Annotated in this window: 21 protein-coding genes; 18 read left to right on the top strand and 3 right to left on the bottom strand. The window is 57.0% G+C overall.

Annotated features, from left to right (window positions below; all coding sequences use genetic code 11):
- Positions 1-567 precede the first annotated feature (567 nt).
- Positions 568-858, bottom strand: coding sequence for a hypothetical protein (locus C1N84_RS10745; protein ID WP_031279201.1), 291 nt, complete (start codon positions 856-858; stop codon positions 568-570).
- Between the two features lie 374 nt (positions 859-1,232).
- Between C1N84_RS10745 and C1N84_RS10740 the strand changes: the two genes are divergently transcribed.
- Positions 1,233-1,886: a cupin domain-containing protein gene (locus tag C1N84_RS10740; protein ID WP_058769674.1), complete on the top strand. Its 654-nt coding sequence runs from the start codon at positions 1,233-1,235 to the stop codon at positions 1,884-1,886.
- Between the two features lie 105 nt (positions 1,887-1,991).
- Here C1N84_RS10740 and C1N84_RS10735 read toward each other — a convergent pair whose 3' ends face one another.
- Positions 1,992-2,852, bottom strand: a complete 861-nt coding sequence (locus C1N84_RS10735) for a DeoR/GlpR family DNA-binding transcription regulator (RefSeq protein ID WP_394541622.1) — start codon at positions 2,850-2,852, stop codon at positions 1,992-1,994.
- Positions 2,853-2,900: 48 nt separating this feature from the next.
- On the opposite strand from C1N84_RS10735, the gene C1N84_RS10730 reads away from it, so the two are divergent.
- Positions 2,901-3,806 carry a LysR family transcriptional regulator gene (locus C1N84_RS10730; RefSeq protein WP_058769675.1) on the top strand — a complete coding sequence of 302 codons (906 nt, stop codon included), beginning with the start codon at positions 2,901-2,903 and terminating at the stop codon, positions 3,804-3,806.
- Here the strand turns inward: C1N84_RS10730 and umuD are convergent.
- Entirely contained in the window at positions 3,803-4,234 is a 432-nt protein-coding gene (umuD, locus tag C1N84_RS10725; RefSeq protein WP_058757656.1) for a translesion error-prone DNA polymerase V autoproteolytic subunit, read from the bottom strand. The two genes, C1N84_RS10730 and umuD, sit on opposite strands and share 4 nt — an antisense overlap.
- Before the next feature lie 358 nt (positions 4,235-4,592).
- On the opposite strand from umuD, the gene otsB reads away from it, so the two are divergent.
- The 16 genes from otsB to C1N84_RS10645 all read left to right on the top strand — a co-directional run bounded on the left by otsB (position 4,593) and on the right by C1N84_RS10645 (position 23,620).
- The gene (gene otsB / locus C1N84_RS10720) at positions 4,593-5,381 is read left to right on the top strand and encodes a trehalose-phosphatase (protein ID WP_021506285.1); all 789 of its coding nucleotides are present in this window, start codon (positions 4,593-4,595) and stop codon (positions 5,379-5,381) included.
- Positions 5,378-6,814 carry an alpha,alpha-trehalose-phosphate synthase gene (otsA, locus tag C1N84_RS10715; protein ID WP_021506284.1) on the top strand — a complete coding sequence of 479 codons (1,437 nt, stop codon included), beginning with the start codon at positions 5,378-5,380 and terminating at the stop codon, positions 6,812-6,814. The genes otsB and otsA overlap by 4 nt, the downstream gene beginning before the upstream one ends.
- Positions 6,815-7,841: 1,027 nt before the next feature.
- Complete coding sequence (gene flhD / locus C1N84_RS10710; protein ID WP_021506283.1) at positions 7,842-8,192, top strand: flagellar transcriptional regulator FlhD; 351 nt, start codon at positions 7,842-7,844, stop codon at positions 8,190-8,192.
- The gene (flhC, locus tag C1N84_RS10705; RefSeq protein WP_021506282.1) at positions 8,192-8,770 is read left to right on the top strand and encodes a flagellar transcriptional regulator FlhC; all 579 of its coding nucleotides are present in this window, start codon (positions 8,192-8,194) and stop codon (positions 8,768-8,770) included. The genes flhD and flhC overlap by 1 nt, the downstream gene beginning before the upstream one ends.
- A gap of 133 nt (positions 8,771-8,903) precedes the next feature.
- The gene (gene motA / locus C1N84_RS10700) at positions 8,904-9,791 is read left to right on the top strand and encodes a flagellar motor stator protein MotA (RefSeq protein WP_021506281.1); all 888 of its coding nucleotides are present in this window, start codon (positions 8,904-8,906) and stop codon (positions 9,789-9,791) included.
- Positions 9,788-10,819: a flagellar motor protein MotB gene (gene motB / locus C1N84_RS10695; protein WP_021506280.1), complete on the top strand. Its 1,032-nt coding sequence runs from the start codon at positions 9,788-9,790 to the stop codon at positions 10,817-10,819. Before motA ends, motB begins: the two co-directional genes overlap by 4 nt.
- A gap of 10 nt (positions 10,820-10,829) precedes the next feature.
- Positions 10,830-12,821 carry a chemotaxis protein CheA gene (cheA, locus tag C1N84_RS10690; protein WP_168714941.1) on the top strand — a complete coding sequence of 664 codons (1,992 nt, stop codon included), beginning with the start codon at positions 10,830-10,832 and terminating at the stop codon, positions 12,819-12,821.
- 22 nt (positions 12,822-12,843) lie between these two features.
- On the top strand, positions 12,844-13,341 hold the full coding sequence (gene cheW / locus C1N84_RS10685; protein ID WP_021506278.1) for a chemotaxis protein CheW: 498 nt from the start codon (positions 12,844-12,846) through the stop codon (positions 13,339-13,341).
- A gap of 172 nt (positions 13,342-13,513) precedes the next feature.
- A complete protein-coding gene (locus C1N84_RS10680; RefSeq protein ID WP_264441339.1) occupies positions 13,514-15,187 on the top strand; it encodes a methyl-accepting chemotaxis protein in 1,674 nt (557 codons plus the stop codon).
- A gap of 172 nt (positions 15,188-15,359) precedes the next feature.
- Positions 15,360-17,021, top strand: coding sequence for a methyl-accepting chemotaxis protein (locus C1N84_RS10675; protein WP_058785636.1), 1,662 nt, complete (start codon positions 15,360-15,362; stop codon positions 17,019-17,021).
- A 153-nt stretch (positions 17,022-17,174) separates the two neighbouring features.
- Positions 17,175-18,854: a methyl-accepting chemotaxis protein gene (locus tag C1N84_RS10670; protein WP_031279193.1), complete on the top strand. Its 1,680-nt coding sequence runs from the start codon at positions 17,175-17,177 to the stop codon at positions 18,852-18,854.
- A 104-nt stretch (positions 18,855-18,958) separates the two neighbouring features.
- Positions 18,959-19,834 carry a protein-glutamate O-methyltransferase CheR gene (gene cheR, locus C1N84_RS10665; RefSeq protein WP_031279190.1) on the top strand — a complete coding sequence of 292 codons (876 nt, stop codon included), beginning with the start codon at positions 18,959-18,961 and terminating at the stop codon, positions 19,832-19,834.
- The gene (locus tag C1N84_RS10660) at positions 19,831-20,880 is read left to right on the top strand and encodes a protein-glutamate methylesterase/protein-glutamine glutaminase (RefSeq protein ID WP_021506273.1); all 1,050 of its coding nucleotides are present in this window, start codon (positions 19,831-19,833) and stop codon (positions 20,878-20,880) included. Before cheR ends, C1N84_RS10660 begins: the two co-directional genes overlap by 4 nt.
- A 39-nt stretch (positions 20,881-20,919) precedes the next feature.
- Positions 20,920-21,309, top strand: a complete 390-nt coding sequence (cheY, locus tag C1N84_RS10655) for a chemotaxis response regulator CheY (RefSeq protein ID WP_021506272.1) — start codon at positions 20,920-20,922, stop codon at positions 21,307-21,309.
- Positions 21,310-21,318: 9 nt separating this feature from the next.
- The gene (cheZ, locus tag C1N84_RS10650) at positions 21,319-21,960 is read left to right on the top strand and encodes a protein phosphatase CheZ (RefSeq protein ID WP_058757663.1); all 642 of its coding nucleotides are present in this window, start codon (positions 21,319-21,321) and stop codon (positions 21,958-21,960) included.
- Positions 21,961-22,180: 220 nt separating this feature from the next.
- Complete coding sequence (locus tag C1N84_RS10645; RefSeq protein WP_262255834.1) at positions 22,181-23,620, top strand: YchO/YchP family invasin; 1,440 nt, start codon at positions 22,181-22,183, stop codon at positions 23,618-23,620.
- Positions 23,621-23,676 lie beyond the last annotated feature (56 nt).

The raw sequence follows: 23,676 nt of genomic DNA, 5'->3' as shown, positions 1-23,676 counted from the left end.
AGGGGTAAATAAAAACGATTAAATCTGCGCCTGTTTTTTAGGAAAACTAAACGATGTGAAACCGCATTTCCGGATGACAAACGGCGCGAAAACGACGCTATTGCGATCTGCACACCTGCGGCATTTTTCGTCTCGACGGCGATATAAGCGGTAATTAATGGATTGTAGTCCTGCGCCTACATAACCGGTAAGCACATCCGATGGTCAGGAATATTAATACGTGACAAGCTTATCCGCAGTTCACAGCAATCCTCTGCCAGGCATAATGAGAATAAATTTTCAGGAGTGATTATGCAGCCGGTTAAACGTTGGCAACGCGATGTCTGCAATTTAAATACCCGGGCGTTAACCTGGGTGGCGGCGGGCGCATTTTGCGCGGGCTGCTGGTTATTGATCAGCGTGCTGGTGCTAACCCTGTAACGCGTAGCCAGTGCGAAGAGAATTAGCGCCAGCCGGAAGGGAATCCGCACCAGGGCGTCAGGGATGAAATTTTTGTAGTGGTTGGGGGCGCGTTGCCCCCTTTTTTTTGCCTGCAGACAGGGGTAATGCAATGCGCAGCCCGTGCGATTACGGCCCGAGACGCAGCGTTTCGGCGCGTTTTGCTGTCTCGTAAACGTATTGCAGCATCGGTTCTAAATCGGCATCCGGTCCGGCGCTGATAATTTTTCCGCGCAGCCATTCAATTTCACTGGTGATATCAGGATGAAAGATGGTGTTGTTTTGCGCGTTGCGTAACCACTTCAGCAAAAAGTTATTTTTCCCGCGTACGCCGCCGGACTTCTTGCTGTTCACATAGAGTTTTAACGCAACCAGAATGCAGTAATAGAAATGGACGCGCTGACTATAATTCTGCAACATCTCTTGGCTCTTCATCTGCCGTTTTTCACGCCCGCCAGTGTGCATTGATGTGAAAAGCAGGTCAAACACAATTGGCCGCGCGCCTGTCACAATTGCGAGCGCAACCAACATTTTAAGAATTTCTTTAGCAGCAGATAAATTGTGCCCGTCAGCAGCTGGATGCTTTACCGGGCAGAATAGCCTGTGATTATTTGTTAATAATCACAAAAAAGCACAGCCGTATCTGATAATTAGATAGATCCGATTCTCTAAATGAATTTCCCCTCCGCATCGCCATCTGCAACTCTGTTCTCCGCGCTGGCCACCCTTGCGTTTTACCGGCCGGTGAAATTTTTATTTGCATCAACATGGCTGTCATAAACAGGAGGTGAATTATGACAAAACCTGCTCTGGCGTTCGCTGCGGCCTTACTGGCGCTCAATGCCACCGCATCCGTTGCGGCTCAGCCGCATCACGTTTATACCAATAAAGATTTCTATAAAAATGGCGTCTTCCAGAAAGAGGTGGCGAAAGATGCAATAGCGCAACTGCTCGCCTCTTATGGTCATACGCTGACGCCGGCCATGCGCCAGCAGCTGTGGGTCAATGATTTCGGGCTGGGCGATTATCAGCATGTTGGCCTGGCCAGCATCACCTGGGTCAATAATCTGGATTACGGTTATTACGCTATGACCATGTATCTGCTGCCGAACCAGATGATTCCGGAGCATCGACACATGCCGATTAGCGCGCCGCCGGCACGTCCGGCAAAACATGAATCATGGCGCGTCCTCGATGGCTGGGTATATAACTTCTCAGAAATTGGCGCCGCATCAGCGGATATTCCGCCGACGCCGAAAAGTTTTGGTCCGGTGCAAAGCCACAATGTCGTCATTCAGCATCAGGGCGAAACGCTGTCGCTGAAAAAACTGGAGAGTTATCATTTCCTGATGGCCAACAGTAAAGGGGCGATTGTGGATGAATATGGCAACTGGCAGGATCGCCGCGGCTGGTTCAGCTCCAATCCTAAAGTCGCCCCTACGCCGTAAACCGTGCCCCATAATAAATAGTTGATGTGATTTCCCTGTAGCCACCGGAGGCGTTCGCGCCTCCTTTTTAATTAATGACCTTTACCGGGATGCGCAGAGAGCCGCTCAGCCGCGGCGATTTACCCGGTGCAGACGAATATCACGCTGTTTCATCTCTTCAACGGCAGCACAGGGGCAATCGTCATCGGTGATCACACCGTCCAGCTGCTGCAGCTTACACAGGGAATACACGCTGTAACGACCATATTTGCTGCTGTCAGCCACCAGATAACGCTGCGCTGAGGCGGCCAGCACCGCCTGATTCACCAGCAAGGTGTTTTCGTCGGGTGTCGAGAGGCCGTGCGTGACATCCCACGCGCTGGCGCTGAGGAAAGCCAGATCAATATTGAACGAGGCAAGGGCGGTCGCCGCCATGGCACCCACGCTGGCAATATGCCGTTTATCGACTTTGCCACCCGTATGAAATAGCGTGATGTGGCTGTGACGCATCAGCCAGGCGGCAATCGTAAAGTCGTTAGTCAGCACGGTGAGACTTGCCTGATCGCCTAACGCACGCGCAATTTCATAGCTGGTGGTACCGGCATCGAGGTAGACCACCTGGCCATCCTCTACCAGTGACGCAGCATAACGGCCAAGGCTTTGTTTGGCGTGCACGTTCAGCTGTGCCTTCTCCACATACGGTAATGCCTGATGGACCACGGCAGGCAACCTGGCACCGCCGTGTATGCCGACCACCAGGCCGGCGTCCTGCAGGAATTTAATATCGCGGCGGATGGTCATCGCCGACACCGCCATCAGCGTGGCCAGTTCGTGAATGGTGGCCGATCGTTTCGCAAACAGGTAGCGATAAATAGCGTCTTTTCGGTCTTCGGGCAGCATGTTGAGCTCGGGGTTAAAAGTGACGTTTTGCCTGCCATGCCACGCGCGTATAGCATCCGGTACGGCAGCTTCGCTATCATAGCTCATCTGAAGTTGAATCAGATTCAACGTGGCAATGAGTCAGGAGATACGAAAATGCCCGCCCTGCAACGTAATGAACTGGCCGATCTGAATGTTTTTCTGCTGATTTGCCGGCGCAAGAGCTTCCGCCTCGCCGCGCTGGAACTGGGGGTCACCACGTCGGCCATCAGCCACACGTTGCGCAGTCTTGAAGCGCGTCTTGGCGTGCGCCTGCTCAACCGCACCAGCCGGGCGGTGGTGCCGACGGACGCCGGTGCCGCTTTTTTGCGCCATCTGGAAACCGGCTTTGCGCAGATTGAGCTGGCGCTGAACGATCTGCACCTGTATCGCGAATCACCCAGCGGCCGCCTGCGGCTGAACATCCCGCGTGATGCCGGGCAGCTGCTGTTTCGGCCGATCCTGGCGCGCTTTATGGCGACCTATCCGGAGCTCAGCCTGGAAATTACGGTGGATAACAATCTGGTGGATATCATCGGCAGCGGCTATGACGCCGGGATCCGCTACGGCGCCAGCGTACCGAAAGACATGATCGCCATGCCGCTGACGCCCAAACTGCGCTGGATTGTGGTGGCGTCACCCGATTACCTGCGCGACGCGCCGCCGCTGCAGCATCCGGACGATCTGCGCAACCATCGCTGTATTCGCATGCGCCTTGGCAATGGCACGCTGTATAAGTGGCCGCTGGCGCAGGGCAAGGTGGCGTATGAGGTCGATGTGCCGGGCACGCTGACGCTCAATGAGAGCGACATGATTATTGATGCGGTCGCCGGCGGTTACGGTCTCGGCTACTGCCCGGAGCGCTACGTACAGGCACAGCTGGCGAGCGGGCAGCTGGTGCGCGTGCTGACGGACTGGTGCAGCGAAGACGAACCGCTGGTGATGTATTACCCCGACCGTCGCCAGCTGCACCCGGGTTTACGCCGGCTGATTGAGATGATCCGCGCCGAAACGATGCGCTAACGCTGGATGCGTGCGGCGTAAATAATAAACGTCACCACGCCAAAAATTTCTAACTCCTCCTCTTCACGCAGCCGGATGGGCTGATAGCGCGGATTCATCGGCATCAGCTGTACGCAGGGATGCGTCTGCAGCCGCTTGACGGTGAACTCGCCGTTAATGGCGGCGATTACGATGTCGTCGTGCCGGGCATTGAGTGAGCTGTCGACCACCAGCAGGTCGCCTTCGCGGATATTGGCATCGCGCATCGAGTCGCCTTCGACACGCACAAAATAGGTGGCGCTCGGGCGAGTCACCAGCAGCTCATTGAGATCAATCTGGCGCTCAATGTAGTCCTGAGCGGGCGAGGGGAAACCGCCGTGCACCGCGTCAAGGAATAGCGGGCGGGAGCGCGAAGGCGGTGAAAGCTGTGGCAAAAAGAAACGCGTCATAGCGAACATTCCATAGATACTGTTTTTATATACAGTATCAGGCGATTTTTGCTATGATCAAGTCTGCCCGCGGTAAAAAAAGCGAAGCGTATGAAAAACAGCAGAATTCAGTTTTTTGCCGCGCAAACCGCTGAAAAGTGCACTCTTCGCTAAGCACTCTGTGCGCCCGTCTGGCGAAACTTCAATTGTTGTCTACACTTAATGTTGCCGATGTTCGTAGTGCGGTTGCAGTGTTGATGAAAATTTCGTTTAGTTCTGGAGCGTTACCCTTTCGATTACCGTGTTTACGGAAAAACCTCCTCACTTCCTGCCTGCCTGCGAACAGACTGCCCGTTTACGTTCAGATACAGGAGGAGACGTGACCCCTGCGGTTAATGAGAACAGCACCCTGCCGTCGCTAAGTGGCGGACTTTACGCCTTCTTTTTTGATGTGGACGGCACGCTGGCCGCGCTTCAGTCGCAGCCCGAGTCGGTTTCCATCCCCGCATCGGTGCGCCAGCATCTGCAACAAATTTCTAATTTAAGTCACGGCGCGCTGGCGCTGGTTTCCGGCCGTCCGATCAGCCAGCTGGATGAGCTGGTCGCGCCGCTGGAAGCCCCGGCAGCGGGCGTGCACGGCGCTGAGCGCCGCGATGCCAGCGGACATCTGCACCGTCAGTCGCTGCCCGATGAGGTGGCGCAAACGCTGCAGGTTGAACTGCAGCAGACCCTCGACCAGTGGCCCGGTACGCTGCTGGAAGTGAAAGGCATGGCCTTTGCGCTGCACTACCGCAACGCGCCTGAGTATGAAAACGCCATCATGCAGCTGGCCGAAGAGGCGGTAACCCGCTTTCCGGCGCTGGCGCTGCAGCCAGGTAAATGCGTGGTGGAACTGAAACCGCAGGGCATCGATAAAGGTGCTGCGGTACGCGAATTTATGCAGGAAGCGCCATTTACCGGTCGCATTCCGGTATTTGTGGGCGACGATCTGACCGATGAGAAAGGCTTTCTTGCTGTCAATGCTATGCACGGCATCTCGGTCAAGGTCGGTGAAGGTCCAAGCCAGGCGCGCTATCGTCTGCCCGATGTGGCAGCGGTCTGGCACTGGCTGGAACAACTATTATTACAACTAGAACATGACAACGTCGGTAAGGAGTTTAGGTTATGAGTCGTTTAGTCGTCGTATCTAACCGTATCGCTATTCCTGATGGAAGCAAAACCAACGCAGGCGGTCTCGCCGTCGGCATTCTGGATGCGCTGCAGACCACCGGAGGATTGTGGTTTGGCTGGAACGGAGAGATCAGTGAGTTTTCCGGTGAAGAAGATGAGGAACTTACCCAGATCGAACAAGACGGCATTACCTATGCCTCATTCCCTCTCAATCAAAACGATTACGATCAGTACTACTGCCAGTTTTCTAACACGGTGATCTGGCCCGCGTTCCATTATCGTCTCGATCTGGTGCAGTATCAGCGTGAAGCCTGGGAAGGCTACTGCCGCGTGAATACCCTGCTGGCGCAGCGGCTTAAACCGCTGATCAAGCCGGACGATATCCTGTGGATCCACGATTACCACCTGCTGCCGTTTGCCGCTGAACTGCGTAAACAGGGCATCAATAACCGAATCGGATTCTTTCTGCATATCCCGTTCCCGACGCCGGAAATTTTCAATGCGCTGCCGCCGCATCAGGAACTGCTGGAAATGCTGTGTGAATACGATCTGCTGGGTTTCCAGACAGAATCCGATCGCGTGGCGTTTCTCGACAGCCTGAGCCAGCTGACGCAGCTGCAGAATAAAGGCGAGAAGAAGCATCGCGCCTTTGGCAACACCTTTATGACCGAGGTTTACCCCATCGGTATCGAGCCGGACAGCATTAAAGAGATGGCAGAAGGGCCGCTGCCACCGAAGATGGCCGCAATGAAGCGTGAGCTGGGCGATTTGCAGAATATTATCGCCTGTGAGCGTCTCGACTATTCCAAAGGCTTGCCGGAGCGTTTCCTTGCCTATGAGGCGCTGCTGGAAAACTTCCCGCAGCACCGCGGCAAAATCCGCTACTCACAGATTGCGCCGACCTCGCGCGGCGACGTGCAGGCCTATCAGGATATTCGTCACCAGCTGGAGACAGAAGCAGGGCGCATTAACGGTAAATACGGCACGCTGGGCTGGACGCCGCTCTATTATCTCAACCAGCATTTTGATCGCCGCCTGCTGATGAAGATTTTCCGCCTGACCGACGTGGGGCTGGTTACGCCGCTCCGTGACGGTATGAATCTGGTGGCGAAAGAGTATGTCGCGGCGCAGGATCCGGACGATCCGGGCGTGCTGGTGCTGTCGCGCTTTGCCGGAGCGGCTAACGAGCTGACTTCTGCGCTAATCGTTAACCCGTACGATCGTGATGATGTGGCGGCGGCGCTGGACCGCGCGCTGACCATGCCGCGCACCGAGCGTATCTCGCGCTATAACGACATGATGGCCGTACTGCGTAAGCAGGACATTTCGCACTGGCGCGAAAGCTTCCTGAACGATCTGAACACGCTGCCGGCACGCAGCGCCAGCCACGGTAGCGATAACAAGGTCGCGACGTTTCAGAAGCTGGCGTAAGTAGCCCCGCAAGGCGCGATTTTCCCTCAGGCAATGCCTCTCCCGTACGCGGGAGAGGTATCCGTCAGACGACGCAGGCAGGACCGTGCTGCGTAGCGTTTTCACGCGACACCCTCACCGGATGAAATCGATTTCATTTTGTTAAGCGCTAACCCGCTGACCCGGCACCAAAAAACGCACGAATTGGTTAAAATTAAGCCGCTTAAGCGCTGAAACGATGATTTTTTTCTTCCGACCCTAAAGATTTGGCTGGCCAGGCCGATAGTTCTGATACATCAGTGTGTTAGTTAGTCAATTCATTCATATCGCTAATGTAACGTGCTGTTACATCCCTTGTGACTCGCTAAACCCTCCCTACAAACTCTTTACACACCACAAGCGCGCCGCATCCACTCTTCACGCTTCGCTAGCACAGCGCCATTAGTCCTGTGTGGCAATATTCCCTGTAAGTGATTAATTTAAAAGCGAATAATTACAGTGATTTTTGGTGTTTTATGCTGCCTTTTTGGTTTATTTCGGTGTCTTGTGTTTGCCTAAAGCCAACGTAGCAGATAAAAGATCGTCCCATGGCGGCGATCTGCGACACGCTTCAAAATTCAGACTTTTCCTGTGAAATATTAGCGAAACGTTTCAAAATCGCTCAAAAAAAGAACAACAGAAAAGCATTACTGAAGCTTCACTTGAAAAATTTGCCTTAAAAGTGTGACGCAGATCACACTTTATCTAAAATTTCATACCAATCACGTTGTATGTCGAAATCAGACGATATAGATTTGCCTTGTTTTCGGATTAGTCTTAAAAAACTGTAAGCAGACGTCACGGAAGATGGTTACAACTCAAGAAAAGATTGGCCTGGAGTTTTGACTACTACTGATCAATATCCCGGTGGGAAGTGAAACAGTTCAGTACGCGTTGGCTTATGCCTGATTATTTTTTGCCATCTTTAGATTTACCAACCAGCAACCCGAACCATAGAACACTTAATTCTGTGGCCGTATATATGTCGCGTCTATCAGGATGGAAAAAAATGGGTACATCAGAATTACTAAAACACATATATGACATCAATCTGTCATATTTATTGCTTGCACAGCGTTTGATAAACCAGGAAAAAGCTTCAGCAATGTTTCGTTTAGGTATCGATGAGCCAATGGCGGATGCATTGCAGCAATTGACTTTACCTGAGATGGTAAAATTAGCGGAAACCAATCAACTGGTTTGCCAGTTCCGCTTTACCGATCACAATCTTATTAACCGTTTAACGCAGGAATCACGTGTGGATGATTTGCAGCAAATCCACACCGGTATTTTATTATCCAGCCGTTTATTGCGCAGCGCATCGAAAGATGATGTCTCTGCTAAAAAGAGGGCGGTGTAATGACCGAAAAAAGTATTGTTCAGGAAGCGCGTGATATTCAGCTGGCAATGGAGCTGATTACATTGGGCGCACGACTGCAGATGCTGGAAAGTGAAACCCAGCTGAGCCGCGGTCGCCTGATTAAACTGTACAAAGAGCTGCGTGGTGCACCACCACCGAAAGGCATGCTGCCATTCTCTACCGACTGGTTCATGACCTGGGAACAAAATATTCATGCGTCGATGTTCTGCAACGCCTGGCAGTTTCTGCTGAAAACCCGGCTGAGCAGTGGCGTAGAGGCGGTTATCAAAGCGTATCGCCTGTATCTTGAGCAGTGTCCGCAATCGGACGAGGGCCCGCTGTTGGCGCTGACCCGCGCCTGGACCCTGGTGCGATTTGTTGAAAGTGGCATGCTGGAATTGTCTGACTGTAAATGCTGTGGCGGAAGCTTCATCAACCACGCGCATCAGCCGCCGGGCAGCTTTGTTTGCAGCCTGTGCCAGCCGCCATCACGTGCCGTAAAAAGACGTAAACTTTCTGCAGATTCTGCCGATACCTTTCCACAACTGCTGGATGAACAGGTTAAACGCGCCGTTTAAGTTTGTTCGCATCGTGGAAAGCATCCAGCAGCGGTTAATACCGCTGCTTTTTTTTTGCCCACACCCTGTGAATAACACCTGCGGCTCTCTGGCTTAACTTCCACCAACACGTTACGGACGTAAGGATGTTTTTGTGCTGATTATTGTGGGTTATATCGTAGTCCTCGGTTCCGTGCTGGGCGGTTACATGATGGTAGGCGGCCATCTGGGCGCGCTTTACCAGCCGTCGGAGTTGCTGATTATTGGCGGCGCCGGCATTGGTGCGTTTCTGGTGGGCAACAACGGCAAATCGATTAAAAAGACGCTAAAAGCGCTGCCCTTGTTAATGCGCGGCTCAAAATATAACAAAGCCGTATACATGGATTTAATGGCACTGCTGTATCGCCTGATGGCGAAATCACGTCAGCAGGGCATGCTGTCGCTGGAACGCGATATTGAAGATCCCAGCCAGAGCGAAATTTTCGCTAACTATCCGCGTATTTTGTCCGATAAACCTTTAGTGGATTTTATTACCGACTATTTACGTCTGATGGTGAGCGGAAATATGAATGCTTTCGAGATCGAAGCCCTGATGGATGAAGAGATCGAAACCTATGAACACGAGTGCGAAGTACCAGCACAAAGCTTAGCGGCAGTCGGTGATGGCCTGCCGGCGTTTGGTATCGTCGCCGCGGTAATGGGCGTGGTGCACGCGCTGGCCTCCGCGGACCGCCCGGCGGCAGAACTGGGCGCGCTGATTGCGCACGCCATGGTGGGAACCTTCCTCGGTATTCTGCTGGCTTACGGCTTCATTTCGCCGCTGGCATCCGTGCTGCGCCAGAAGTGCGCGGAAACCACCAAGATGATGCAGTGCGTCAAAGTCACGCTGCTCTCCAGCCTGAACGGTTATGCGCCGCAGATCGCTGTCGAGTTTGGGCGTAAAACCCTGTATTCCACCGAGCGTCCGTCCTTTACCGAGCTGGAAGAGCACGTGCGTAACGCGAAAAACCCGGCTAAGCAGACTTCGGATACGCCTTCATGAAGCACGGTAATCGCCCGATTGTGCTGGTCAAACGGCGCAAACATAAAAAGCATGAAGGCAGCCATGGCTCATGGAAGATTGCCTATGCCGACTTTATGACGGCGATGATGGCGTTCTTCATGGTGATGTGGCTGATCTCGATCGCCAATCCGCAGGAGCTGGTGCAGATTGCCGAATATTTTAAAACACCGCTCAAGGTCGCCCTGACCGGCGGTCAGCGTAGCAGCGACAGCGAAAGTCCGATTCCCGGCGGCGGCGATGATCCGACGCAGAAGAAAGGCGAAGTGCAAAAACAGGTCGATATGGATGCGCAAAAGCGCCAGCTGGATGACATTCGCCTGAACCGGCTGCGTGAAAAACTCGACCAGCTGATTGAGGCCGATCCGCGCCTGAAAGCGCTGCGTCCGCATCTGATCATCAACATGGTGGAAGAGGGGCTACGCATTCAGATTATCGATAGCCAGAACCGCCCGATGTTTAAAACCGGCAGCGCGGAAGTGGAGCCGTACATGCGCGATATCCTGCGCGCCATAGCGCCGCTGCTGAATGATATTCCTAACAAAATCAGTTTGTCCGGTCATACCGATGACTTCCAGTACGCCAGCGGCGATCGCGGCTACAGCAACTGGGAACTGTCGGCGGATCGTGCCAATGCCTCACGCCGCGAGCTGGTGGCGGGCGGACTGGACGGCGGCAAAATGCTGCGCGTGGTCGGCATGGCCGACACCATGAAACTGAAAAACCGCGGCGCCAACGACGCGGTGAACCGTCGTATCAGCCTGCTGGTGTTGAACCATGACACCGAAGCGGCGATTGAAAAAGAGAATGCCGAGAGCGATGCCGTTCAGGTGAGTGACCCGGCGCAGATTTTACCTAGCATTACCGCACCGGCTGGTCCGGCGGCGCCAACTGCCCCCACGGGTTCTACCGCAGCACCGGCCACACCGGCAGCCGCGGCGAATCCGCCGGCAGCGGCACCGCCCGCCGCCAGCGCGGTGACACCAGACCAACCCTCACAGCCGAGGTGATCCCGTGAGCATGGACATCAGCGATTTTTACCAGACGTTTTTTGATGAAGCCGATGAGCTGTTAGCGGATATGGAGCAACACCTGTTGGGACTGGATCCCCAGGAGCCCGATTCCGAGCAGTTGAATGCCATCTTCCGCGCCGCCCACTCTATTAAGGGCGGAGCCGGTACGTTTGGCTTTACGGTTTTACAGGAAACCACCCACATCCTGGAAAACATTCTGGATGGTGCGCGCCGTGGCGAAATGCAGCTCAGCACCGACATCATCAACCTGTTTTTGGAAACCAAAGATATTATGCAGGAACAGCTCGATGCCTATAAAACCGCGCAGGAGCCAAACGCAGAAAGCTTTAACTACATCTGTGAAGCCCTGCGCCAGCTGGCGCTGGAAGCCAAAGGAATAGCCCCGCAAGCCGCCGCACCGGTGGTGGCGCTCGCCGACGTGGCAGCACCTGCCGCGCCCGCCAGCAGCGGCCTGCGCCTGCAGCTGATCAATCTGAAAGAGAAAGAGCCGGATCTGCTGCTGGAAGAGCTGGGCAACCTCGGCACCCTGACCGATGTGGTGAAAGGCGCCAGCTCGCTGGAAGCCACCATCGACGGTGTCGGCAAAGACGATATCGTGGCGGTGCTGTGTTTCGTGATTGATGAAGCGCAGATTCAGTTCCCGCAGGACGCCGCACCCGCCGCCGTTGCCGCCGCGCCAGTCGCAGAGGCCGAAGCCGCAGCGCCGGTGCAGCAAACGGCGACCGTCACCGACATTACCCCGGCGGTGAAGCGTGAGAGCAAGCGTGCCGCCGCGCCCGCCAAAAGCAGCGAATCCAGCAGTATTCGCGTGGCGGTAGAAAAAGTTGACCAGCTGATCAACCTGGTCGGCGAGCTGGTGATTACCCAGTCAATGCTGGCGCAGCGCTCCGGTGCGCTGGATCCGGTGGCACATGGTGACCTGCTCAACAGCATGGGTCAGCTGGAGCGTAACGCCCGCGACCTGCAGGAATCGGTGATGTCGATTCGTATGATGCCGATGGAGTACGTGTTCAGCCGCTTCCCGCGTCTGGTGCGCGATCTGGCCAGCAAGCTGGGCAAAGAGGTGGAACTGACGTTGCTCGGCAGCTCAACCGAACTGGATAAGAGCCTGATTGAACGCATCATCGATCCGTTAACGCACCTGGTGCGTAACAGCCTCGACCACGGCATCGAAACCCCGGAAAAACGGCTGGCCGCCAGCAAAACGGCGGTCGGCAATCTGACGCTGTCCGCGGAACACCAGGGCGGCAACATCTGCATTGAAGTGATCGATGACGGTGCCGGCCTCAACCGTGAACGTATCCTGGCGAAAGCGCTCTCGTCCGGCCTGCCGGTCAGCGACAGCATGAGCGATGAAGAAGTCGGCATGCTGATCTTCGCGCCAGGCTTCTCGACCGCCGAGCAGGTGACCGACGTATCAGGCCGCGGCGTCGGCATGGACGTGGTGAAACGTAATATCCAGGAGATGGGCGGTCACGTCGAAATCTCCTCAAAGCAGGGCAAAGGCACCACCATTCGCATTCTGCTGCCGCTGACGCTGGCGATCCTCGACGGGATGTCGGTGCGCGTGGCAGACGAAGTGTTCATCCTGCCGCTGAACGCGGTGATGGAGTCACTGCAGCCCACGGCTGAAGAGCTGAAACCGCTGGCCGGTGGCGAGCGCGTACTGGAAGTGCGCGGCGAGTACCTGCCGCTGGTTGAGCTGTGGAATGTGTTTGACGTGCAGAACGCCAAAACCGACGCCACGCAGGGCATCGTGGTGATCCTGCAGAGCGCAGGACGTCGCTATGCGCTGCTGGTCGATCAGCTGATTGGTCAGCATCAGGTGGTGGTGAAGAACCTGGAAAGCAACTACCGCAAAGTGCCGGGCATTTCCGCCGCCACCATCCTCGGCGATGGCAGCGTTGCGCTGATTGTCGACGTATCGGCACTGCAATCATTGAACCGTGAGAAGCGTGTGGCCGGTGCCGCAGCGTAACAGATAACGAAAGGGTAAAAAAATGACTGACATGGCAACCGTGACGAAAATCGCCGGCGAAACCGTCGGCCAGGAGTTCCTGGTTTTCACCCTCGGTGACGAAGAGTACGGCATCGATATCCTTAAAGTGCAGGAGATTCGTGGTTACGATCAGGTAACGCGTATCGCTAACACGCCGGAGTTCATCAAGGGCGTGACTAACCTGCGTGGCGTGATTGTGCCGATTATCGACCTGCGCGTGAAGTTCTCGCAGCCGGACGTGGAGTACAACGAAAACACCGTGGTGATCGTGCTGAATCTTGAGCATCGCGTGGTCGGCATCGTGGTGGATGGCGTGTCTGACGTGCTGTCGCTGACGCAGGATCAGATCCGTCCGGCACCGGAATTTGCCGTCACCATGTCGACCGAGTACCTCACCGGTCTCGGTGCGCTGGGCGAGCGTATGCTGATTCTGGTCGACATCGAAAAACTGCTGAGCAGTGAAGAGATGGCGCTGGTGGATACGCTGCGTAGCGCATAATCGTTCGCAGAGAGTCACGGGTCGCTGATGCGGCCCGTGACTATTACATTCTTTATTAAACCGTTATAAATCAATAGCAAAGCCCACAAATATTTCCTGCCCTCGCTCAATATTCCCGCCGCCAGGTCGATAACTGTATTGCACGATTTTTCTTCATTTCCCAGGGCAAACTATGTTTACGAAAATCCGCGTTGTGACCAGCCTGTTGCTGGTGTTGTTGGTGTTTGGCGTACTGCAGCTGGCTTCCGGCTCGCTGTTTTTTAAAGCGCTGAGTGACGACAAAAAAAGTTTCAATACCTCTCAGCTGGCGAGCAAAAACATTGCCGCCATCAATGATGCTTACATGAGCCTTAACCAAAGCCGCGTGATCCTGACGCGCATCCAGCTGCGTATTGCCACCAGTAAACTGACCGGCACCGAAGCTGACATCAGTACGCTGTTCGGGCAGAGCAGGACGTTCCAGCAGACGGCGCAGGACAAATTCACCCTGTTTAAAAACACGCCGGACACGCCGGGCCAGAACCTGCAGCTCAATCAGCAGCTGGAGCAGACCTATAAAGCTTACGCCAGTGCGCTGGATGAGATGCAGCAGGTACTGCAGCACAACGATACCGCCGCAGCCGGCAAAGTACCGGTGGCCCCGACGCAAAGTGCCTTTCTGGAAAACTACACCCAATGGCGCGCCGATCAGGATCGTCTGACGGCGGCCGGCGTAGCGGCGAACAGTGCCGCTTACGAGCACATGATGTGGCTGCTGGGGCTGGTACTGGCGCTGGTGGTGGGCGTGATCGTGCTGTGCTGGTTCGGCCTGCGTAAGGTGCTGATTAAGCCGCTCAACGACAGCATCCAGCACATTGAACACATTGCGCAGGGCGATTTAACCCAGACCATCACCGTCGAAGGACGTAATGAAATGAGCCAGCTGGCGAGCAAGCTGCAGGAGATGCAGCAGGCGCTGGTGCGCACCGTCAGCAACGTGCGCGACGGCTCGGACGCCATTTTTACCGGCGCCAGCGAAATCTCCGCCGGCAATAACGATCTCTCGGCGCGTACCGAACAGCAGGCGGCGTCGCTGGAGCAGACCGCGGCCAGCATGGAGCAGCTCACCGCCACGGTGAAGCAGAACGCCGAGAACGCGCGGCAGGCCTCGCAGCTGGCGCTCAGCGCATCGGAAACCGCGCAGAAAGGCGGAGAAGTGGTCGAAGGCGTGGTGCGCACCATGCACGATATCGCCGGCAGTTCGAAGAAGATTGCCGACATTACCAGCGTGATTGACGGTATCGCTTTCCAGACCAATATTCTGGCGCTCAACGCCGCCGTCGAAGCGGCACGCGCCGGTGAGCAGGGCCGCGGCTTCGCGGTGGTGGCCGGTGAAGTGCGCAACCTTGCCCAGCGCAGCGCGCAGGCGGCGAAGGAGATCAAAGGGCTGATTGAAGACTCGGTGCGTCGCGTTGACAGCGGCTCACAGCTGGTCGGCACGGCGGGCAATACTATGGGCGAAATCGTCAATGCGGTGACGCGCGTCACCGACATCATGGGCGAGATCGCCTCGGCGTCAGACGAGCAGAGTCGCGGTATCGATCAGGTCGGCCAGGCGGTGACCGAGATGGACCGCGTCACGCAGCAAAACGCCTCGCTGGTGGAAGAGTCGGCGGCGGCGGCGGCCTCGCTGGAGGAGCAGGCCAGCCGTCTCAGCCAGTCGGTGGCGGTGTTCCGCATTCCACGTGGCGCTCAGCCTGTCAGCAGCACGGGTGTGCGCCATCCGCAGATCGCCCCCCCGCAGGCCAGCGTGCCACGCAAAGCGCTGACCGCGCCGGTCAGCGACGCCAACTGGGAAACGTTCTAAGCTGAAACGGGAGCGGACAACGCGCCGCTCCCGCATCAGCTGCTTTCTTTACTTATAAAACGCTGTAAAAAAGCTTTAATTCAGCATTATCCCTCGTAAAGTCCGGTAAACCCTCTCAAATATTCAGCGCAGCGGTCGATAAACAGGGCGTAACCCCCTTTTTGGAGACACCATGTTAAAACGAATCAACGTCGTCACCAGCCTGATCGCAGTCCTGCTGGTGTTCGGTGCTATGCAATTACTGTCCGGTGGGCTGTTCTGGTCGGCATTACAAAAAGATAAAGAGGCGTTTGCTGTGGCACAAACGTCAAGTAATAACGTCGCTGCCATGTCCGATGCCTGGATTGAACTCAATCAAACCCGTACCGTGCTCAACCGCGCCATGCTGCGCATGCAGGGCAGCATGGCGTCACAGACCAACGGCGGCCAGCTTAACGCACTGATCGCGCAGACGGAGAAACAGCTCGACACCGCGGCCGGCCACTATCAGCGCTATTACGATTTGCCCGCGACGCCAGGACTGTCTGATGCGCTGCGCGACCGGCTGGAAGCGGATTATGCCGCGTTCAATAACGGCCTGAAGGCGATGCTGGCCCGGCTGAAAGCCAACGATCTGCAGGGCATGTTTGATCAGAACATTGAAGCCAAACAGGTCAAAATGAAAGCCACCTACGAGGAGTGGCGCAGCGCGCAGAGTGCTTTAGCCGCTGAGGGCGTGGCGCAGAACCAGCGTGCCTTCCACACCATGATGTGGCTGCTGGCGATTGTCGCCGTGATGGTGATCGCGGTAATCGTCGCCTGCTGGTTTGGCCTGCGCACGGTGCTGATTCAGCCGCTGCATCAGTTGCTCGGCCACATTCGCCATATCGCCGCAGGCGATCTGACGCAGACCATCACCGTTGAAGGGCGTAACGAAATGAGCCAGCTGGCCAGCAGTCTGCATGAGATGCAGCAGTCGCTGGTGCACACCGTCGGCAACGTACGCGACGGTTCGGACGCCATTTTTACCGGCGCCAGCGAAATTTCCGCCGGCAACAACGATCTCTCGGCGCGTACCGAACAGCAGGCGGCGTCGCTGGAGCAGACCGCGGCCAGCATGGAGCAGCTCACCGCCACGGTGAAGCAGAACGCCGAGAACGCCCGGCAGGCCTCGCAGCTGGCGCTCAGCGCGTCGGAGACGGCACGCAAAGGTGGTGACGTGGTTGAGGGCGTGGTGCGCACCATGCATGACATCGCCGGCAGTTCGAAGAAGATCGCGGATATCACCAGCGTGATCGACGGCATTGCCTTCCAGACCAATATCCTGGCGCTTAACGCGGCGGTCGAAGCCGCGCGCGCCGGTGAGCAGGGCCGTGGTTTTGCCGTGGTAGCGGGCGAGGTGCGTAACCTGGCGCAGCGCAGCGCGCAGGCAGCGAAGGAGATCAAAGGACTGATTGACGATTCGGTCAGCCGGGTTAACGCCGGTTCGCAGCTGGTCGGCACCGCAGGTGACACCATGCAGGATATCGTCGGTGCGGTGACGCGCGTGACTGACATCATGGGCGAAATCGCTTCGGCCTCGGATGAGCAGAGCCGTGGCATCGACCAGGTGGGCCAGGCGGTGACCGAGATGGACCGCGTCACGCAGCAGAACGCCTCGCTGGTAGAAGAGTCGGCCGCCGCCGCGGCCTCGCTGGAGGAGCAGGCCAGCCGCCTGAGCCAGTCGGTGTCGGTGTTCCGCATTCCGCGCGCGTCGGCAGCGGCCCCTGTGCGTCCCCCGCTGACCACGACACCGCCGGCGGCGCGCAAAGCCGCTGCGGCCCCGGTGAGTGACGGAAACTGGGAAACGTTTTAATCACTGCCTGAATCGTCCCCTCTCCCGCCGCGGGAGAGGGTCGCATGGCTGGCCCTTCACCGGTTTGCTGCTGGTCTTACCCCTTTCACCTCACATAAAGATCCGCGCCTGCGCGCCGATAACACCAGCGATCCGCCAATTAATGAGGTGTTTATGTTTAGTCGTGTTCGAGTGGTATCCGGCCTGCTGTGCGTGCTGGCGTTATTTGCCTTACTGCAGCTGTTTTCCGGAGGAATGTTTTTTTCAACGGTGAAAGCCGATAAAGATAATTTTGCGTACAACCAACGTCTTAGCACCCTGCAGCGGGCGATGGGCACCTCATGGGTTTCGCTGGTACAGGCGCGTAACACACTGAACCGTGCCGGTATCCGCTATCTGCTGGACAGTCAGCAGGCCGGCTCCGGTGCCACGGTAAAAGATCTGGTGGCGCTGGCCAATACGGAGCTGAAAACCGCCGATCAGAGCTTTGCCGAGTTCAACGCTAACCTGTCGGAAAAGGGCAAAAGCGCGGAGAACGTGCTGACGCTGCAGGCTAACTACAACGCGTTTCGCGGGGCGCTGGCCGAGCTGATTGATTTTCTCAGTGCCGGTAACTTTAAAGGCTTTGTCGATCAGCCAACGCAGGGTTTTCAGGACAAATTTGAAAAGGATTACAACGCCTGGCTCGCCTACAACATTGTGCTGGCAAAACAGGGCATTGACGCCAATGAGAGCGCTTACCAACACGCGATTATGCTGGTGGTCGGTACGCTGCTGGTGACGCTGCTGGTGATTGCGCTGGTGTGGAGCGGTATGCGTACGGCGCTGATCCGTCCGCTGCAGCAGAGCATTGAGCACATCCGCCATATTGCGCGCGGCGATCTGACGCAGCCAGTCGATCTCAGCGTGCGCAACGAAATGGGCGACCTGCTCAGTTCGCTGCAGCACATGCAGCAGGAGCTGGCGCGCACCGTACGCATCGTGCGCGACGGTTCTGACGCCATCTACACCGGCGCCAGCGAAATCGCCATGGGCAACAACGATCTCTCTTCGCGTACCGAACAGCAGGCCGCATCGCTGGAGCAGACCGCGGCCAGCATGGAGCAGTTGACCGCCACCGTGAAGCAGAACGCGGAAAACGCCCGTCAGGCGTCGCAGCTGGCGCTGAACGCGTCCGAAACGGCGCAGCAGGGCGGCAAAGTGGTCGATGGCGTGGTCAGCACCATGAAGGACATCGCCGGCAGTTCGAAGAAGATTGCCGATATCACCAGCGTGATTGACGGTATCGCCTTCCAGACCAATATCCTCGCGCTGAACGCCGCAGTGGAAGCGGCACGCGCCGGTGAGCAGGGGCGTGGTTTCGCCGTGGTCGCGGGCGAGGTGCGCAGTCTGGCTCAGCGCAGCGCGCAGGCGGCGAAGGAGATCAAAGGCCTGATTGAAGATTCGGTCAGCCGCGTCAATACCGGTTCGGTGCTGGTAGAGAGCGCGGGCGAAACCATGAGCGAGATCGTCAACGCGGTGACCCGCGTGACCGACATCATGGGCGAAATCGCCTCGGCTTCCGATGAGCAGAGCCGCGGTATCGACCAGGTTGGCCTGGCGGTGAACGAGATGGACCGCGTCACCCAGCAGAACGCCGCGCTGGTGGAAGAGTCCGCGACGGCGGCGGCGGCGCTGGAAGATCAGGCCAGCCGACTGAAACAGTCGGTGGCGGTGTTCAATATTGGTAAAGAATTTGTCGCCCAGGCCGTTAACGTAACTACAGCGCCAAAAATTGCGCGTCAGTCTGCACCGCAGGCGCTGGCGCCAGCGGCAGGAGCTCGTGGCGCTGACGATAACTGGGAAACCTTTTAACCCTTGTGGCCGCCGCAGGGCGGCCCGTGTGAATGGTGTGCACTGGCAGCACAGTAGCAACCGCAGTATCACAATTTAATCAGTTTGTTGCCGGGTGACCCGAAATGAAGAAATCGACGTTATTGGATCAAAATGAAGCCACGACGCTGCTCTCACAAATGGTGCAGCGCCTGCCGCTTTCCGATACACATTTTCGTCGTATCAGCCAGCTGATCTATCAGCGTGCGGGCATCGTGCTGGCCGACCACAAACGCGAGATGGTTTACAACCGTCTGGTACGTCGGCTGCGCATGCTGAATATTGATGATTTTGGTCGCTATCTGGCGCTGCTGGAGCAGGACCCGAACAGTGCCGAGTGGCAGGCGTTTATTAACGCACTGACCACCAACCTGACATCATTTTTCCGTGAGGCGCACCACTTCCCGATTCTGGCAGAGCATGCGCGCAAACGCAGCGGCAACTACAGCGTGTGGAGCACCGCCGCTTCAACCGGTGAAGAGCCGTACTCGATTGCCATGACGCTGGCGGAAACGCTGGGCACCGGACCGGGGAAATTTTCCGTCCACGCCAGTGATATCGATACGCAGGTGCTGGAGAAAGCGGTAGCGGGCGTTTATCGCCAGGAGGAGCTGCGCACCTTATCGCAGTCGCAGCTGCAGCGCTTCTTCCTGCGCGGCACCGGTCCGCACGCCGGCATGGTGCGCGTGCGCAGCGAGCTGGCCAACATGGTGAACTATGCGCAGCTCAATTTACTGGCGCACGACTGGGCGTTGCCGGGGCCGTTCGACGCGATTTTTTGTCGTAACGTGATGATCTATTTCGATAAAGAGACGCAGGAACAAATTCTGCGCCGTTTTGTCCCCCTGCTGAAGCCGGGCGGTCTGCTGTTTGCCGGGCATTCGGAAAACTTCAGTCAGATCAGTAAAGAGTTCTGGCTGCGTGGACAGACTGTCTATGGACTGACCAAGGAAAGACGATGAGCAAAATCACCGTGATGTGCGTGGATGATTCCGCGCTGATGCGCCAGTTGATGACGGAGATCATCAACAGCCATCCCGATATGGAGATGGTCGCGACGGCGCCGGACCCGCTGGTAGCGCGGGATTTGATCAAACAGTACAACCCGCAGGTGCTGACGCTGGATGTCGAAATGCCGCGTATGGATGGCCTCGACTTCCTCGAAAAACTGATGCGCCTGCGGCCGATGCCGGTGGTGATGGTTTCGTCGCTGACCGGTAAAGGATCGGAAGTGACGCTGCGTGCGCTGGAGTTAGGCGCGGTGGATTTCGTCACCAAGCCGCAGCTCGGCATCCGTGAAGGCATGCTGGCCTACAGCCAGATGATCGCCGACAAGATTCGCGCCGCCGCGCGCGCCAAACTGCATGCGCGTGCTGCCACGCCGCAGCCGGTAATGCTGAAAGCGGGACCGCTGCTGAGCAGTGAAAAGCTGATTGCTATCGGCTCTTCAACCGGCGGCACCGAGGCGATTCGCCATGTGCTGCAGCCGCTGCCGGCCACCAGCCCGGCGCTGCTGATTACGCAGCATATGCCGCCCGGTTTTACCCGCTCGTTTGCCGAGCGGCTGAACAAGCTGTGCCAGATCACCGTGAAAGAGGCGGAAGACGGCGAGCGTATTTTGCCCGGTCACGCCTATATCGCGCCGGGCGCGATGCACATGGAGCTGGCGCGCAGCGGTGCCAACTACGTGGTGAAACTGAACGACGGACCGCCGGTGAACCGCCATAAACCGTCGGTGGACGTCCTGTTCCGCTCGGTTGCGGTCAACGCCGGGCGAAATGCAGTGGGGGTCATTCTGACCGGCATGGGCAACGACGGCGCGGCCGGGATGCTGGAAATGCACCGCGCCGGCGCGTGGACCATCGCCCAGGATGAAGCCAGCTGTGTGGTATTTGGTATGCCGCGCGAAGCGATAGCGATGGGCGGCACCAGTGAAGTGGTCGATCTGGGTCACATCAGCCAGCATATGCTGGCCAAAATTAGCGCCGGACAGGCATTGCGAATTTAACGAGCCGGTCCTGCCGGACAAGACAACACAGGAGTAGATATGGCTGATAAAAACATGCGCTTTTTGGTAGTGGACGACTTCAACACGATGCGTCGTATCGTCCGTAACCTGCTGAAAGAGCTGGGATTCAATAACGTGGAAGAGGCCGAGGATGGCGTCGACGCCCTGACCAAACTGCGTGCAGGCGGCTTCGATTTCGTTATCTCTGACTGGAACATGCCGAACATGGACGGTCTGGAACTGCTGCAGACCATTCGTGCCGACGCCACGCTGGGCAAACTGCCGGTGCTGATGGTCACAGCCGAAGCCAAGAAAGAGAACATCATCGCCGCCGCGCAGGCCGGTGCCAGCGGTTACGTGGTGAAGCCTTTCACTGCCGCCACGCTGGAAGAGAAGTTGGGCAAAATCTTCGAAAAACTGGGTATGTAAGGAGATGTGATGAGCGACCTTCCGAAACCAACTGAAGAAGCTTCGGCACACGAGATTATTGCCCGGATTGGCTCTCTGACACGTATGCTGCGTGACAGCCTGCGCGAACTGGGGCTGGATCAGGCCATTGCCGAAGCGGCAGAAGCGATTCCGGACGCGCGTGACCGTCTGGATTATGTGGTGCAGATGACCGCACAGGCAGCGGAACGTGCGCTGAACTGTGTGGAAGCGGCGCAGCCACACCAGGACCAGATGGAAGCCGGCGCCACCCAGCTGAAAGGCCGCTGGGATGCCTGGTTTGAAAACCCGATCGAGCTGGCGGATGCACGCGAGTTGGTTTCGGATACGCGCCAGTTCCTTGACGACGTTCCGTCTCACACGGCGTACACCAACAAGCAGCTGCTGGAAATTATGATGGCGCAGGATTTCCAGGACCTGACCGGTCAGGTAATCAAGCGCATGATGGATGTGATCCAGGAGATCGAACGTCAGCTGCTGATGGTACTGCTGGAGAACATGCCGGAAGCCAATGCGGCGGCACGTAAAGAGGGCAACAGCCTGCTGAACGGTCCGCAGATCCATGCTAACGCGCCAGGTGTGGTATCCAGCCAGGACCAGGTTGACGACCTGCTGGACAGTTTAGGTTTTTAATGCTGATCGGGTGTTCAACCCGCATCCGAACCCTCTCCCGCCCGGGAGAGGGGACCGCACGACGCGCTTTCCCGTCTGCTCGCCTTTCATGCCCTTAGGTGGCGTAAAATCTGAAACATAGCAAGACAAGTCCTACGTTGGCGCGAGGATATGTTAAGGTAATCTCGTACAGTTTTGTGAGCTACTTCAAATTCTAAACTGAAACGACTACTCTTTTGCTATGCTGCCATTGGTTCTGACCCGCAAAATTTTCGCTGCTGTAAGCTTAGGGGCCCCTGTACTGGTGGCCGTTGCGCCTGCGCAGGCCTTCACCGGCAACAGCGACGTCTCCGCCACGCCGTTTGCCGATCCGGCACGTTTCCAGAAAATTGCTGATGAATTACCGGCGCTGGGCTATCAGGACGATACGTCGGCGTTCAGTAAAAAGCTGGCGGGCATTGCCAAAAGCATCGGTGAGGCCAGCCAGAACAGCGACAGCGATACCACGCTGGGTCAGCAGGCCGGAATCTGGGCGTTTAACCATTTTCGTGATGAGGTTGCTACCCGGGTGGCGGATGAAGGGCAGTCGCTGCTGTCGCCTTATGGCCAGGCACAGATCGATCTCAACGTCGATATGGAAGGTAACTTCAGCGGCAGCGGGGCTTCGCTGCTGACGCCATGGGCCGATCGCTACAATTACCTCACGTTCAGCCAGCTGGGTGTGCACCAGACCGATGACGGGCTGGTGGGCAATGCCGGGCTGGGACAGCGCTGGGTGGCCGGCAGCTGGCTGCTGGGCTATAACGGCTTCGTTGATCGGCTGTTTGACAGCGGCTTGCAGCGCGCTTCGCTGGGCACCGAGGCCTGGAGCGATTACCTGCGCTTATCCGCCAACTACTACACGCCGCTGTCCGGCTGGCGCAATCGCAACCCGTTCCAGCAGCAGCGGCTGGCGCGCGGGTATGATGTCACCACTCAGGGCTATCTGCCGTTTTACCGCCAGCTGGGCGTGTCGGTCAGCTGGCAGCAGTATCTCGGCAACAATGTCGATCTGTTTAATTCCGGCAACAGTTATCACAATCCTTCAGCGCTGACGCTGGGCGTCTCCTATACGCCAGTGCCGCTGGTCACCGTATCGGCCAGCCACAAAACCAGTAATGAAGGCGAGAGCCAGGATCAGCTCGGTTTACGTCTTAATTACCGCTTTGGCGTGGCGCTCAGTCAGCAGCTCAATCCGGATAACGTCGCCGCCGCGCGTTCGCTGCGCGGTAGCCGCTATGATTTGGTCACACGCAGCAATACGCCGGTGCTGGAGTTCCGCCAGCGTAAAACCCTGTCGGTATTCCTCGCCACGCCGCCGTGGCAGCTTAATGCGGGCGAGAGTTTGCCGCTGAAACTGCAGATCCGCAGTGCGCATCCAATCAGTAAAGTCAGCTGGCAGGGCGATACGCAGGCGCTGAGCCTGACGCCGGGAGCCGATCCCAACGATCCACAGGGCTGGAGTATCATTATGCCGGCGTGGGATGCGTCGCCTGAGGCGAACAACAGTTATCGCCTGTCGGTGACGCTGGAGGACAGCAAGCAAAATCGCGTGACTTCCAACTGGATTACGCTGCAGGTGCAGCCGCCGGTGATGCTGGAGCAGGGGGGCGAAAACCGCTTCGACCTGCTGGCGCCATAATCAGCGCGGCACCAAAGAAAAAGGGCAGCCGGAGCTGCCCTTTGCTGCATCCTCAG

Source organism: Pantoea sp. SGAir0418 (genome assembly GCF_043529865.1).
Note: the sequence above shows the minus strand (reverse complement) of the source record. Positions and strands in the feature narration are given on the sequence as shown.